This is a genomic window from Leptotrichia sp. HSP-342, assembly GCF_041199995.1.
Classification (GTDB): domain Bacteria; phylum Fusobacteriota; class Fusobacteriia; order Fusobacteriales; family Leptotrichiaceae; genus Leptotrichia; species Leptotrichia mesophila.
Map to the genome: position 1 here is coordinate 2353978 of NZ_CP165646.1, position 14169 is coordinate 2368146.

The following is a 14169-nucleotide window of genomic DNA, read 5'->3' on the forward strand; positions in this document are numbered from 1 at the left end:
TTATCACACCCTATCTATTTTTTTATAATTCCGTCCAATACTTTTCTTATGATATCTTCAATTTCATTTTCGTTCACTCGTGAATTATCAACTGAGTATGTATTTACACATGAACCTTCTTCTTTCAATTCTTCCAGTTCCTTTGTACCATAAGCTACTCTTCTAATGTTTATAAGGTTTAATGGTCCAATATTGTCAGAAGTTGCACTTCCTCCAACAGTTCCACATCCTAATGTAAATGCAGGTAAAAGATTAGTTGTTGCTCCTACTCCTCCAAGTGCCGCAGCTGTATTTACAAGTAGTCTTGACACAGGTTTTTTCAATGAAAATTCTCTTACGATATTTTCGTTATTTGTGTGCATTGACATTGTATGTCCAATTCCTTCATTTTCAAGAATTTCTATACATTTTTCACATGCTTTTTCCCAAGTTTCTTCTGTATAAAATCCTAATACAGGACATAATTTTTCTCTTGAATATGGATTTAAATGAGAAACTTCTGTTTCTTCAGAAACAAGTACTTTTGTAGTTGTAGGAACTGTTATTCCTGCCATTGCAGCTATATATAAAGCTGTTTTCCCAACTATTTTTGGATTCATTGTGTTGTTTGCACGCATAAGGATGCTTCCAACTTTATTTCTTTCATCTTTGTTAAGGAAGTATGCTCCTTGTCTTTTCAGTTCATCTACTACTTGATTTTTAATTACTTCTTCTGTAACTATTGATTGTTCTGAAGCACAAATTACTCCATTATCAAAAGTTTTACTGTCAATAATTCTTTTAACGGCTTTTCTTATATCAGCACTTCTTTCAATAAACGCAGGTCCATTTCCAGGTCCTACTCCTATTGCAGGTGTTCCTGAACTGTAAGCAGCTTTTACCATTGCTTCTCCACCTGTTGCAAGAATTAATGAAGTCTTTTTATGTTTCATAAGTTCTTGTGTAGCTTGTAATGTAGGTGTTTTTATAACTCCAATAAGTCCTTTTGGAGCACCTTTTCTTTCAGCAGCTTTTATCAAGTATTCTGCAGTCTTAATTATACAGTCCTTTGCATTTGGGTGAGGACTTACAATTACTGCGTTTCCTGCCTTTAATGCTATCATTATTTTATAAATTGTTGATGAAGTAGGATTTGTTGATGGAATCAAGGCTGCAATTATACCCATTGGAACTCCTATTTCAGTTATTCTTTTTTCCTTATCATCAAGAATTATCCCTTTTGTCTTCTGATCTTTTATAGCTTCATATACTCCTATTGAAGCAAGTCTATTTTTTAGAACTTTGTCTTCCCAACGTCCAAATCCTGTTTCTTCATTAGCAAGTTTTGCTAGCTCAACTTCATGTTTTTGAGCTTCTTCACAGATTTCCCTTACTATTTCATCAATTTGACCTTGCGAGAACTGACTATATTCTTCAAATGCTTTACTTGCGCTATTTAATAAATCTCTTACTTCTTGTATTGATTGTAAATCTTTATCCATAGTTTGTCCTTTCTATAAATAATCACTGTTATCTGATTACTTTAAGTTCTCTTATTCACCCTCAACTATTCTTGCTTTAGGCAATATAGCCTCAATTTCAGTATGAGGACGAGGAATTACGTGAATTGAAATCAATTCTCCTACTCTTTCAGCCGCTGCAGCTCCTGCATCTGTTGCAGCCTTAACTGCTCCTACATCTCCTCTTACTAATACTGTTACTAATCCTCCACCTACGTGTTCTTTTCCGATTAAAGTAACATTTGCAGCTTTTACCATCGCATCTGCAGCTTCTACTGCTGCTACCAATCCTTTTGTTTCAATCATTCCTAATGCATTTAATGTTGCCATCTCTATTCCTCCTGATTATTTTTTATCAAAATTTCTATCAATTTTTTCTTTGGCATTGTCTTTATCTGGTTCCAAGTATAGCCAAGTTTAAGGTTATTTACCTTCGTTTTTAAGTCAGCTACCTTCATATCCTGATATTCTTTTCTCAATTTTTTTATTTCTTCTTCTTTTTTGGAAGTTTTCTTTAGTGAGATTTCTTTATTTTCCTGATTACCGTCATTTAATTCTGATTTTACTTCTTCTTTTTGAGGTACATCTTCCACTTTTTCTATTGTTTCAATTTTTTCTGAAATTTCTTCAGATGCTTTTTCAAAAATCTCTTGAGCAGGCTCTTTTACTACTATATCCTCCATTTGTTCAACTATTGCCTCTTTTTTATCTGTATTCTCAACTATTGATTGTTCTTCTATTTTCTCTTCTAGAGTTTCTTCAATAACTTTTTCTTCAGATTTTTCTTGGACAACTGTCTTTTCATCTGATTTTTTTCCATTATCACTTATTAGGATTTTCTTCGTTTCAGTAGCCACTCTTGCAATAACATTGCTACTCAGGAAATTGCCAAGTCTTTTAGCACTTTCAACGGCGGCATCCACAGCGGCATTTACAGCAGCAACATCTCCCATCACTTCAATGGTTACAATTCCACCTTTTACATAGTAATAGTTTGTCAATGTTACATTAGCAGCTTTCAATGCAGCATCGGCAGCCTCTATTGCCGTTACAAGTCCCCGTGTTTCCACATATCCGTACGAATCCATTTATTTATCACCTTCTAACTGCCCGTTATCATCTTCCAGATATTTGACAAGCTCTTCAATTCCTTTATTTTCATAAGAACTTACAACAAAAACTTTTTGGGCTCCTGCATTTTCTAATATTTCACAAGCTCTTTCCACATCTCCACCCAAATCAGATTTTGTTACAATTCCAATTACAGGTTTTGTAAAAGCTGTGGAAAATCCTGGCGGAAAAACATTATGCTCCTCATTACACGCCTGTACCATTCCTATAACATCACAGTCATACGAACTTATAATCAAAGCCTTGTAAAGCATTCTATTTTCCATATATTCACCAGGCGTATCTAAAATATCATCAGAATACTTTAACATCTGTGTTTTTTCATATTGTATATCCAGACCGTGTATTCTTTGAGTCAATGTTGTCTTACCGCACATTGATTTTCCTATTAAAAGTATCTTTTTCAATTTTATGACCTCGTTATTTGAGTTATGCTAAATCTTAGTACATTTTTAAAATATGAAACTACTTCATTTACAGCAGCTTCTACGCTTCCCACATCTCCGTTTATTACAACCGATCCTGTAAACCTGTCAACAAATCCTATTTCCACTCCTGCACTTTTAGTAGCCAGATCTGCCGCAATTATTGCCGCTTCTCCCGGAGTTATTGTAAGTATTCCTATCGCATTTGTATTATTTTCGGAAAGCCCTATCTTTTTTGATAAATCTCTTTGTGGATTTGCAATTATGTGAGCCAGAGTCAACTGTCTACCGGGCACATATTCCTGTATCATTCTCTGTTTTTTTTCTTCTTCCATCTGACAAATCCTTTCTAAAAATCCCTTTATCTAGGCAAAATAGTTTCAACTTCAGCATGTGGACGCGGGATTACATGAATTGAAATCAATTCTCCTACTCTTTCAGCAGCCGCAGCTCCTGCATCTGTCGCAGCTTTAACTGCTCCTACATCTCCTCTTACTAGTACTGTTACTAATCCTCCACCTACGTGTTCTTTTCCAATTAGAGTAACGTTTGCAGCTTTTACCATTGCATCTGCAGCTTCTATTGCCGCCACTAATCCTTTTGTTTCAATCATTCCTAGTGCATTTAATGTTGCCATAGTTTTTTCCTCCTAAAAATTTTATTTAATAAACATTGTTTATATGCTATGTTATTTTAAGAACTTAAAAATTATTCTCTTCCTTTTGGCAGAATTGTCTCAACTTCAGCATGTGGACGCGGGATTACATGAATTGAAATCAATTCTCCTACTCTTTCAGCAGCCGCAGCTCCTGCATCTGTCGCAGCTTTAACTGCTCCTACATCTCCTCTTACTAGTACTGTTACTAATCCTCCACCTACGTGTTCTTTTCCAATTAGAGTAACGTTTGCAGCTTTTACCATTGCATCTGCAGCTTCTATTGCCGCTACTAATCCTTTTGTTTCAATCATTCCTAGTGCATTTAATGTTGCCATAGTTTTTTCCTCCTAAATTGTTTTATTAACAAAATATTCGAATTTTTCACCTCCTTAATTTTTCTAAAATCAATAATTTGTCTATATATAAAAAATTATTAATTGACAAAAATAAAAAAGGAACTAAAAAAATAAATAATTTCTCAAGCTCCTTTGCTTTAAATATTATTGTTCTTAAATATGTTTAGTTTAGTTGATTTTTTCGCTATTTAACAGTCTTTTCAAAAGTTTTGCATACTCCATTGTAACACAACTTCCATTTTGAGTATACTACGATTTTTCATTTTGTCAATACTTTTAAAAAAAATTTTTAAAATTATATTTTAAGTTTATATAAGTGTATTTAAAAAATAAAACACTTTGTATTAAACAAAATTGAAAAAATGTTTTTGTGGTTACTAACATTTTAACACGAAATTATCATGAGTTTTTACATTTTTTTTGTTTGTCGCAATATATTTTACAATCTATGATTAATATTCTTATTTTAAACTATCAACAAATGTCAAAATTTCATCAAACAATCCTTCTTCAGTATATTTCTTAGGCTCTATTCCTACTTTTAATCCATATTTTTCAATACTTTTTGTAGTAACAGGGCCGATTGAGGCTATAACTTTATTTTTCAGAATTTCTTTTATTTCCTCATTTTCACTTAAGTTTATGCTATCAGCAAAAGCTTTAAAGGTCGATGAGCTTAAAAACATTAAGATGTCGCTTTCTTTTATATATTTTTCTGCTTTTTCCTTTTCCACTTCAACTTTCTGAGTTTTATACACTACAAGTTTTTCATAATTTCGGTTGTATAAATCTGAATATTTTTTTTCATTTACTGGAGAAATGTCAGATACTATAAACAGTATTTTTTCTCCTTCCTTAGTAAAATTCACACTTTCGCTAGCCAGTCTTTCTACCGTATATTCTTTTGGATAAAAATCTGGAATTATTTTATATTTTTCAATTTCTTCAGCAGTTTTTTCTCCCACTACACCTATTTTAACATTTCCCAAAGAACGAATATCCTTAACTTTCTTCATAAATCCAATAACAGAATTTATGCTGTTAAATAGAAGGGTGCTGTATTCCTTCAAATCAGGCATTTCAAAATCGACATACTCTATATTAATAAATGGAAGGCTCAAAGCCTGTCCGCCAAGTTCATTTATTTTATTTGATATATTTTGTTGTTTTTCCCTATTTCTTGTAACAAGAATATTTTTCCCAAATAACGGCTTATTCTCAAACCATTTCATTTTTTCCCGTAAATTTACTACTTCTCCAATCAAAATAATGGCAGGCGATTTTACATTATGCTCTTTTACTGTATTTACTATTGTTTCCAATGTTCCTGTGTAAGTTTTCTGTCTTGTCGTTGTTCCATCTTTTATTATTGCGACAGGGGTTTTTGGATTTTTTCCGTTATTTATCAAGTTTTCTGCTATTTTTTCAGGATTGCTTAATCCCATTAAAAAGACCAAAGTTCCTTCCAATTTTGCAATAACTGGAAAATCAAGTTCTATTCCATTAAATTGCGTATGTCCAGTAAATACATGAAAGGAAGTATTAATTCCTCTGTGAGTAACAGGGATTCCAGCATAAGCTGGCACAGCGATTGAAGAAGTTATCCCTGGAATTACCTCAAAATCTATATTTTCAGCAACTAAAGCCTCTATTTCTTCCCCTCCTCGTCCAAATACAAAAGGATCTCCTCCTTTTAGTCTTAGAACTTCAAGTCCTTCTTTACCTTTTTCAACTAATTTATTATTTATTTCTGCCTGCAATTTTCCTCCAGCAGTATTTTCTTTACCCATATAAATCATTTCTACATCAGATTTTGCATATTGTAAGATATTTTCATTTACAAGCCTGTCATAAACAATGCAATCAGCTTTTTCTATCACGTTTTTCAATTTTAAAGTTATAAGCCCCTCATCTCCACAGCCTGCTCCTGCGATATAAACTTTACCTTTTCTCATTTTTCATCTCCTCTTTTTCTATTTCTTCAGCCAATTTTTGTGCAGTTTCCTTTGGATTTTCCCTATTTCCTTCAACTTCTTTAAATATTCTGGTTCCGTTATCATTAAACATTCCCTTTAATTTTAATGTATTTCCTTCAATAACCGATGAACAGCCTATCGGAGTATGGCATCCTCCATCAAAAATTTTTGAAAATTCTCTTTCAGCTTTACACATTATCGTAACTTCATCATCATTTATAATTTTCAGAAGATGTCGTATTTTATTATCATTTTCCCTGCATTGAATACACAAAATCCCTTGTCCTGGTGCTGGCATAAATGAATCTGTATCAAAATATTCAGTAATTCTGTTTTCCAGCCCAACTCTTTTTAATCCAGCCGCAGCCAGCACAATCGCATCATATTCCCCATCATCAAGTTTTTTTAACCTTGTGTGAATATTTCCACGAATTGCTTTTATCTTTACATTATTTCGCAAATTCAAAAGCTCCTTTTCCCGTCTTATGCTTCCTGTCCCAATTACAGAATTTTCATCAAGTTCTTTTAATTTTTTCCCGTTTTTTGAAACAAGCACATCACGGTTGTCTTCCCTCATTGGAAAGCATGCGTTTAAAAGTCCTTCTGGAGTGTTCTGTGGCATATCCTTTAACGAATGTACCGCCAAATCTATTTTATTTTCCAGCATTTCCTTTTCAATTTCCTTCACAAACAAGTCCTTTTGCGTAGTTCCCTTTATTTTTGTAAAGTCCCTTAGGTCTTTATCTCCCTTTGTAACTATAACTTTCAGTTCTATTTCCAGCGAATTTTTTTTCTCAAACCCTTCAATTTCACAAAAATTCTCCATACTTCTTAATTCATCATATTTTTTAATAAGCATTTCCTTCACTTTTTCTGCTTGTGCAAGTGCCAAGATGCTTCCTCTCGTTCCAATAATTATTTTATTTGATTTCATCTATTTTCACCCATCTCAATATTTTTCTGATTTGTATATTTTCTTCTTTTTTCAAGTTTTTCCGCTATTTTTTTCAACTGCTCCTCAATAATGTAAGAATATTTTTCTACAATTTCATCCCGTTTTTCCACATTTTTATTATATTCATCCCAAATATCCTCCAAATGATAAAGCGAAGCATTTTCAAACTCCCCAATACTTGTTTCAATATCTCTCGGAACTGCTAAATCAAGGAAAAACCGTTTTTTTCCATCATTCAGAATATTTTGAATTTTCGCTGTTTCAAGAATCAAATGTGGTGCAGAAGTGGCACTTATTACAATATCCATATTTTTTATAACATTATATTTCTCATTAAATTCTGCTGTCTGAACGTCTGGATACACTTTCTGCAATTCAATAGACTTTCGTAAACTTCTATTTGTCATTGTCAAATGGCAATTGTTCATTTTGTGAAGAAGTGCAAGAATCGACTGGCTCAAATCTCCCACTCCAATTACAAATATTTTTTTATTTTCAAGGCTCTCAAATTTTGTTCTTATAAATTTTACAGCTATCGAATCAAGTGAAATATTTTTTTCATTTATCTTGCTTTCCGTCCTAAATCTTTTTCCAGTTTCTATCGCCTGATTAAACATTATATTCAAAAATGAAGATGTAATATTTTTGTCAAGAGCGTCAAAATATGCTTTTTTAAGCTGTACAAGAATCTGATCCTCTCCCTTTATTATTGAATCCAGCCCACAAATCACCCGCAACAAATAATTCACGGCTTCAGCACCTTTATAGTCCTTCATCTTATCAATTCTAAAATCCCTCTTTAACCTCTCAATTTCAAATTCCTTGCTAACATCCAAATAAAGCTCTATCCTAAGGCAAGTTTCAACAGCCACATACCCCTTTATAATCCTTTTTTCCAAATACCCCCTCAAAACATGTCTATACCCCTCTTTTACAAACTTTTCCCTTTCTTCCAAACTCAAATTTTTATAACTAAAACTCAGAATATAAAAATTTTTTACTAAATTTTCCTTCATTTTTCCTCTCTCCAATTTTTATTTTATAGAATTTTGTAATTTTTTAAAATATTTTTTCTTAATTTCTATCTGCAAAATGAATATTACTAAATTTATTTATTATATGAAATGATGTATAAATTTTAGTATTCTAATTTTTTTATTTTTTCTCCTCACAGACGATTACCTATATTCTATTAATTTTTCCGTTTTTTGTCAATTCAATTTAATAATAAGATTCTCAAACATTCTAATCGTAAATTTATAACAAAATATATTAAAACCTATTTAAAATTAAACTACTAAAAATTATATAAATTTAGGGTTCGAGTAAAATAGTCATAACTTTTGAGTTTATTTTTAAAGCAGTTTTACTATAAAATAATAGGGAATATCTTATAAATCATAAGAATCCCCATTTAAAATACTAATAAGCATATTTCGCAATCTCATCGACTATATCGCTTGTCATTTCATCTAACACATATTTTTTATTAGCTTTAATAGTTTTCCATTCTTCCTTAGGTTTATTTGCCTTTTCATCAAACATATTTCCACCAGTAGTGATTTTTACTTTATTAGTTGAAAAATTAATGCTAAATTCCTCTTGATTGCCAGAATTTCTCATATATAAATTATTGTCAAATCCGATAAGTTCGAATTTTTTATTTTAAAATTTCTCTCAAAATCTCAATAACTCTATCATTACTCTTTCTGTCCTTAATTGCTAGTCTAAAAAATCTTTTATCCAAAAATTTAAAATTGGACGCATCCCTTATCAAAATTCCTTCTTCCATCATTTTTTCCCGCAATTTTTTCACATTCAGCCCTTTAGAAATCAGTTCATCTTTTATTTTTACACAAATAAAGTTTACTTCAGTTTTATAAGGCTTTATTCCTGAAATTTCATTCAGTCTTTTATACATGTATCTTTTTTCTTCTGTTATCCAGTTTAATGTCTTTTCTATGTATTCTGTATCATCAAGCACTGTTATTCCAGCCATTTCAGCGATATTGTTCACGCTCCATGGCTCTTTTTTTTCAGCGATTTTCTTTTCTAAATTTTTGTCAAAATAAATTCCGTATCCCAATCGTAATCCTGGAATAGCAAAAAATTTTGTAAATGCACGAGTTACAAACAAATTTTTTTTATTTTCCCCACTATTTACAATGCTTTCCTTTAGTCCATCCTCTAAAAATTCGATAAATGCCTCATCAATAAATAACTTTGTATCATATCTATTGCATTCTCTCAAAATTTCCTCTGTTTCAGCCATTTTTAAAAATTTTCCAGTTGGATTATTCGGATTGCAAATTATTACCAAATCATATTTTTTCTCAAGTTCCTTTTTTAATTTCCTAATACTAAGTCTAAACTCATCTTTTTCTTCCAGTTCAAAATATTTAATTTCAATTTTTTGACTTTCAGAATTTTTACACGCTCTTACTGCCCTTTCATATTCACCAAAAGTAGGCGATACAATCAGCACTTTTTCGGGCTTTATTACTTTTATGAACAAAAATATAGCTTCTGTTGCACCATTCCCCAGCACAATATTTTCCAGTTCAACTTTATTCAGCTGAGCCAATTTTTCACGCAATTCCACATAGTCAGGATCAGGATACCTCTCAAGAATCCCAATATTTTCAATAATCTTCTGCTTTAAGCTCTCAGGCACTCCGTAAGGATTGATATTTGAACTGTAATCCAGTATTTCTGTTATATTTTTTTCCCTGAATATTTTATAAATATTACCACCATGAAAATCCATTTTCCCTCCATTTCAAGAAAATTGTTTTTATACAATCTCTCATCTTATTTTACATTAAAAATCTTTTAAAATCAAACATATATTTAAATATTCATAATTTTTTTGTTTAGTTATAAAAAATTTTTACTATAAATTGGTAATCATTAGTTCTACTTAGTTTTTTACAATATTTATAATTAATTCTTATTAAAAAAATAATGTATAATAATATTAATAATGAAATTAAAGGAGTTGAAAGTCTATGAAAGTAGTATTTAAAATTTTAGCTTTAATTTTACTTGGATTAACAATAACAGGCTGTGAATTGTTTGATCCAAGAGAGTGGCAAAGACTTAAAAGAGAATACTTTCTGACAGGTAGAGATTATGACAGGCCCACTGGAAAAACCTCTATTGAGAGACCACATTGCCTTGTAGATGAAAATGGAAATAAGAAAGAGTGTCGAAAAACACCTTATGAGAACAAAAGATTTACAGGTTGTAGCGGATCAAATACAGGTATGCTTGGAACTGGAAGAATCTGTACGTATGAAGATTATTAAACAATTACCTCAAATAATAGTTAGGAGAGATTTTTATGAACAAAATATTTAAAATATTAATTATAGGCTTACTAGGATTGACTCTAATCAATTGTTCATCGCCAGATGTAATAGGATATGATGGAGAAGGATATTATCGTAATTAAGATTAAAAAAGATATTATTTAATTCATAGATTGACTAGACTGCACCCCAAAAATTATGTATAATATAAGAGGTGCAGTTTTTTTATTAAGAGAATTTATACTAAACCCTATTTTGATAATGAATTCATTACAAACTTTTCCTATAAATGTTAAATTACGTTTTCATTTTAATCTATTTGGTTTCTTGTCCTATCCCCATTATTTCATAAACTTTCTCAATATCGATATTTTCTCGTAAAATTTGTGCTAATTTATCGTATTCCCTGTTTTTATATTCTTTGAAACTAAAGTCCTCATCGACTTTGTCTAGTCCTTTAAGTTTTCTTACTTCGTTCAGAAAATGATTTGTAAACTCAGAATTGTCAAATATTCCGTGAATATAAGTTCCGACAACATTTCCTTTTACAGCGCCTTTTAGCTTTTCATCATCAAAGATACATTTTATCTTGGTTTTTTCCTCGTGTACAGGATAGCTGTAGCCTTGATGTATTTCATAGCCTTTTATTTCAATACCGTCCATTCCAGCGAGTATTCCATCTGCATTTTTTATTTTATTTTCATACTGTGTTGTTGTTTTTGCCGTTTCCATAACTGTTTCTATGTCTAATAAATCTAAGCCTGAAATTTCTTTTAGATTAGACTCAATATTTTGAGGATCCATTATTTTTTGTCCCATTATTTGAAAACCGCCACAAATTCCAAATACTATTGTTCCTCTTTTTGCAAGCCTTATAATTTCCCTGCTTATATTTTTATCAATCAAATCCTTCATGTCTTCCACAGTATTTTTAGAACCGGGAATAATAATAATATCCTCATCTCCAAGTTCAGAGCTTTTTGTAACATATTTCAAGGAAACATCGTTATAATGGCTAAGTGCGTCAATGTCTGTAAAATTCGATATATGTTTTAGTTTAATAACCGAAATCCGAATTTTCCCTTCTTTTTTCACATTATACTTGTCGATTCCCAGACTGTCCTCTTCCTCTATTCCTAGTGGCACAAACGGCACTACTCCCAGAACAGGCACATTTGTCAACTCTTCAATCATCTCAATTCCAGGAGTCAAAAGGCTCTTGTCCCCTCTAAATTTATTTATAATTACACCTTTTATACGTTTTTTCTCACTTTCCTCAAGCAGCATAATTGTCCCGTAAATTGCCGCAAAAACTCCGCCTCTGTCAATATCAGCAACCAGAATAACAGGCGAATCAGCCATTTCCGCCATTCCTGTATTTACAATGTCGTCTTCCTTCAAGTTAATTTCCGCAGGGCTTCCCGCCCCTTCCAGCACGCAAATATCAAAATTATCTCTTATGTGATTGTACGCCGCCATTATATCCTTTTTTAAATTATGCTTATAGGCAAAATATTCCCTTGCATCCATGTTTTTGTAAACTTTCCCATTTACAATAACCTGTGATTTTCTGTCTGTTGTAGGCTTTAATAATATCGGATTCATAAATGCCTGAGGCTCGATATTAGCCGCTTCAGCCTGCACCACCTGAGCTCTCCCCATCTCTTTTCCATCCTTCGTAATAAACGAATTTAAAGCCATATTCTGTGACTTAAACGGCACTACACTATATCTGTCCTGATAAAATATTCTGCAAAATCCTGCATTGATTATGCTTTTTCCCACATTAGAACCTGTCCCCAGCAACATTATATTTTTGTGTTTTCTTTCCATAAATTCTGCTCCTTTTAGTTATTAAATATTTTTATTTCTAAAAGTCTATAAAATTATATTAATACAGTATCTTAAATTTTTTATTTTCTCTACTTTTTGAAAAGGTTTTTTCTCTTTTATTATGTAAATTCTATTATTATCAAGTTTTTGTAGTCTTTTTCTTTTACAATTAACTTTTATTAAAAAAGTCAAATTATTATAAAATTTCCATTCCTACTCCTACTAAAACTTCATAAACTGGTGATAATTTTTTTGGAACATAAATAATAAAGCCATCACGTCCACGTGTAAGCAAAACTCGATAACTATTAATACGATACAAACTATCTCTTTCATTATTTTTATCAAATTTTTCCCATTTTTTTTCTTTTTCATTCCACAACATATCCTCACCCCAGCCAATTATAGGCATATCAATTTCTAATCCTTGACATTGAAATTCTGAAATTGCCTGTTCTATTCGATAATTAAAATCATTATCATTAAACCATTTTACTACATTTATATCAGTATTATTTTTCTTATTTTTGAAATTTTCAGAATATTTAGCTTGAGATGAAGCCATTACGCCGTAATATTTTTTCTCATTTTTAGAATATCTTTTAAAACAATACTCTTTAGCTTTTCCAAAACTATGTGTAACATACATATTAAATCCTGAATTTAAAATTGATGGAGCTAATTCTTTTGCTTTTTCTATATCACCATTTAACAAAAAATTCACAAATTGACTTACTTTATTAGCTAAATGACTTCTCAAACTAACATCCAAATCAAAATTATTATTTTTCACAACATTATTTGAATTTTCAAATAGAGAAGTTAATCTTTCTGGACAAATAACTTCCCATTTTTTCTCACTTTTACTAATCGCCTCGTTCCAATGTGCTAAATCAGAACTTTCACCATTATAAATTTCTTGTCCTTCTCCTACAAGAACTACGAGAACTCCCCAATCTAACCGTTTTTCTGCTATTTCAATTAAAATATCTGGTTCTGAACGATTAATCTTTTTCTTAAAATTCATTCGTTCTTTATCCCAAGCACGCTGTCCTTCATCAAATACAATTACATTTTTATCAAAATCCGTTGCTCCCTTTTCCAAATACTCATTAATAACTTTGTGAATACTTTTTACAAATACATTACTATTTTTTCCCAGTGTACTTGATAAAACTTTTATTAGTGAGCCATTTCCAGATAAATAAACAGAATTTACATCTTCAATACTTTCACAAATATCATAAACATACTGTAATCCTAAATATGTTTTCCCCGCTCCCGGCACTCCAGTAACAAACACCAAAATATGTTTTTTATTTTTTTTGGCATCAATAGTTATATTTTGTAAATTTTCTATAGCAGCGGGAATCCTAGTGCTATTTACTCTACGAATATTGGGAAGTTCCTCATTTTTCATTATAGCTCGTGCAGCTTCTATAATTGTAGGAAGTGGTTCATATTTTGAATAAATCCAAGTTTTTAAATTTTTTCCATTCATTTTATTTTCTTTTGTTACTATTCTTTGAATTACTTCTGATAAATAATTAATTGAACATATAGTAATGCTCTTTTTTCTCCTAGGTTTTTTATTTTCAGATTTTGTAAGTACTAAAATTGGTATTATTTTTTTATTTCTTGATTCAAAATGATATTCTTGAATATCACGAAAATACGCTACTGTTTGATCAATATCTTCCACCAAAAAATTCTTTTTCATTTTAAATTCTAAAATAAAAACTTTCTCATTACTTAAAATAATAACATCTATCCTTCTCCCACCTTCATACGGCAATTCATATTCAAATATAATATTAAAATTTTTCTTAATTTCTTCAATTTTTACAAGAATTTTTTTCAACTGCTCAAAACTATCATCCCAAGCCTTAATTTGCAGCTCTCCAAGTTCCAAATTATAATTTTCTCGAAAATTCTTTTTCATTTTATTTAACCAATTACTTTTTTCTTCGTTTAAAAAATTCTCGATAGAATTTGCGTAACAATAACGTTTCATATTCCTAATTC

At 30.9% G+C, this 14169-nt stretch carries 14 protein-coding genes and 1 pseudogene; 1 reads left to right on the top strand and 14 read right to left on the bottom strand.

The features are described 5' to 3' along the window. Positions 1 to 14: 14 nt before the first annotated feature. The 12 genes and pseudogenes from AB8B23_RS11755 to cobD form a co-directional block, all read right to left on the bottom strand. Complete coding sequence (locus AB8B23_RS11755) at positions 15 to 1481, bottom strand: acetaldehyde dehydrogenase (acetylating) (RefSeq protein WP_369712885.1); 1467 nt, start codon at positions 1479 to 1481, stop codon at positions 15 to 17. Between the two features lie 51 nt (positions 1482 to 1532). After that, on the bottom strand, positions 1533 to 1829 hold the full coding sequence (locus AB8B23_RS11760; RefSeq protein ID WP_006805312.1) for a BMC domain-containing protein: 297 nt from the start codon (positions 1827 to 1829) through the stop codon (positions 1533 to 1535). Between the two features lie 2 nt (positions 1830 to 1831). Then, complete coding sequence (locus AB8B23_RS11765; protein ID WP_369712886.1) at positions 1832 to 2587, bottom strand: BMC domain-containing protein; 756 nt, start codon at positions 2585 to 2587, stop codon at positions 1832 to 1834. Further along, entirely contained in the window at positions 2588 to 3037 is a 450-nt protein-coding gene (locus AB8B23_RS11770; RefSeq protein ID WP_039900984.1) for a EutP/PduV family microcompartment system protein, read from the bottom strand. A 2-nt stretch (positions 3038 to 3039) separates the two neighbouring features. Continuing rightward, a complete protein-coding gene (gene eutS / locus AB8B23_RS11775; RefSeq protein ID WP_021743442.1) occupies positions 3040 to 3390 on the bottom strand; it encodes an ethanolamine utilization microcompartment protein EutS in 351 nt (116 codons plus the stop codon). Positions 3391 to 3416: 26 nt separating this feature from the next. Beyond that, entirely contained in the window at positions 3417 to 3692 is a 276-nt protein-coding gene (locus AB8B23_RS11780) for a BMC domain-containing protein (RefSeq protein WP_006805317.1), read from the bottom strand. Positions 3693 to 3763: 71 nt separating this feature from the next. Beyond that, positions 3764 to 4048, bottom strand: coding sequence for a BMC domain-containing protein (locus tag AB8B23_RS11785; RefSeq protein WP_021770241.1), 285 nt, complete (start codon positions 4046 to 4048; stop codon positions 3764 to 3766). A 482-nt stretch (positions 4049 to 4530) separates the two neighbouring features. Then, positions 4531 to 6024 carry a uroporphyrinogen-III C-methyltransferase gene (cobA, locus tag AB8B23_RS11790; protein ID WP_369712887.1) on the bottom strand — a complete coding sequence of 498 codons (1494 nt, stop codon included), beginning with the start codon at positions 6022 to 6024 and terminating at the stop codon, positions 4531 to 4533. Continuing rightward, on the bottom strand, positions 6011 to 6979 hold the full coding sequence (gene hemC, locus AB8B23_RS11795) for a hydroxymethylbilane synthase (RefSeq protein ID WP_369712888.1): 969 nt from the start codon (positions 6977 to 6979) through the stop codon (positions 6011 to 6013). Before hemC ends, cobA begins: the two co-directional genes overlap by 14 nt. Then, complete coding sequence (gene hemA, locus AB8B23_RS11800) at positions 6976 to 8016, bottom strand: glutamyl-tRNA reductase (RefSeq protein WP_369712889.1); 1041 nt, start codon at positions 8014 to 8016, stop codon at positions 6976 to 6978. The genes hemC and hemA overlap by 4 nt, the downstream gene beginning before the upstream one ends. A 406-nt stretch (positions 8017 to 8422) precedes the next feature. Then, a pseudogene (locus tag AB8B23_RS11805) lies at positions 8423 to 8665 on the bottom strand (hypothetical protein); the annotation flags it as partial. Continuing rightward, complete coding sequence (gene cobD, locus AB8B23_RS11810; RefSeq protein ID WP_369712890.1) at positions 8661 to 9767, bottom strand: threonine-phosphate decarboxylase CobD; 1107 nt, start codon at positions 9765 to 9767, stop codon at positions 8661 to 8663. The pseudogene AB8B23_RS11805 and the gene cobD, both read right to left, overlap by 5 nt. Before the next feature lie 241 nt (positions 9768 to 10008). On the opposite strand from cobD, the gene AB8B23_RS11815 reads away from it, so the two are divergent. Next, the gene (locus AB8B23_RS11815) at positions 10009 to 10308 is read left to right on the top strand and encodes a hypothetical protein (protein ID WP_369712891.1); all 300 of its coding nucleotides are present in this window, start codon (positions 10009 to 10011) and stop codon (positions 10306 to 10308) included. Between the two features lie 318 nt (positions 10309 to 10626). Here the strand turns inward: AB8B23_RS11815 and AB8B23_RS11820 are convergent, their stop codons facing one another. Next, positions 10627 to 12144, bottom strand: a complete 1518-nt coding sequence (locus tag AB8B23_RS11820; RefSeq protein WP_369712892.1) for a cobyric acid synthase — start codon at positions 12142 to 12144, stop codon at positions 10627 to 10629. A gap of 196 nt (positions 12145 to 12340) precedes the next feature. Next, entirely contained in the window at positions 12341 to 14158 is a 1818-nt protein-coding gene (locus AB8B23_RS11825; protein ID WP_369712893.1) for a DNA/RNA helicase domain-containing protein, read from the bottom strand. Positions 14159 to 14169: the final 11 nt, after the last annotated feature.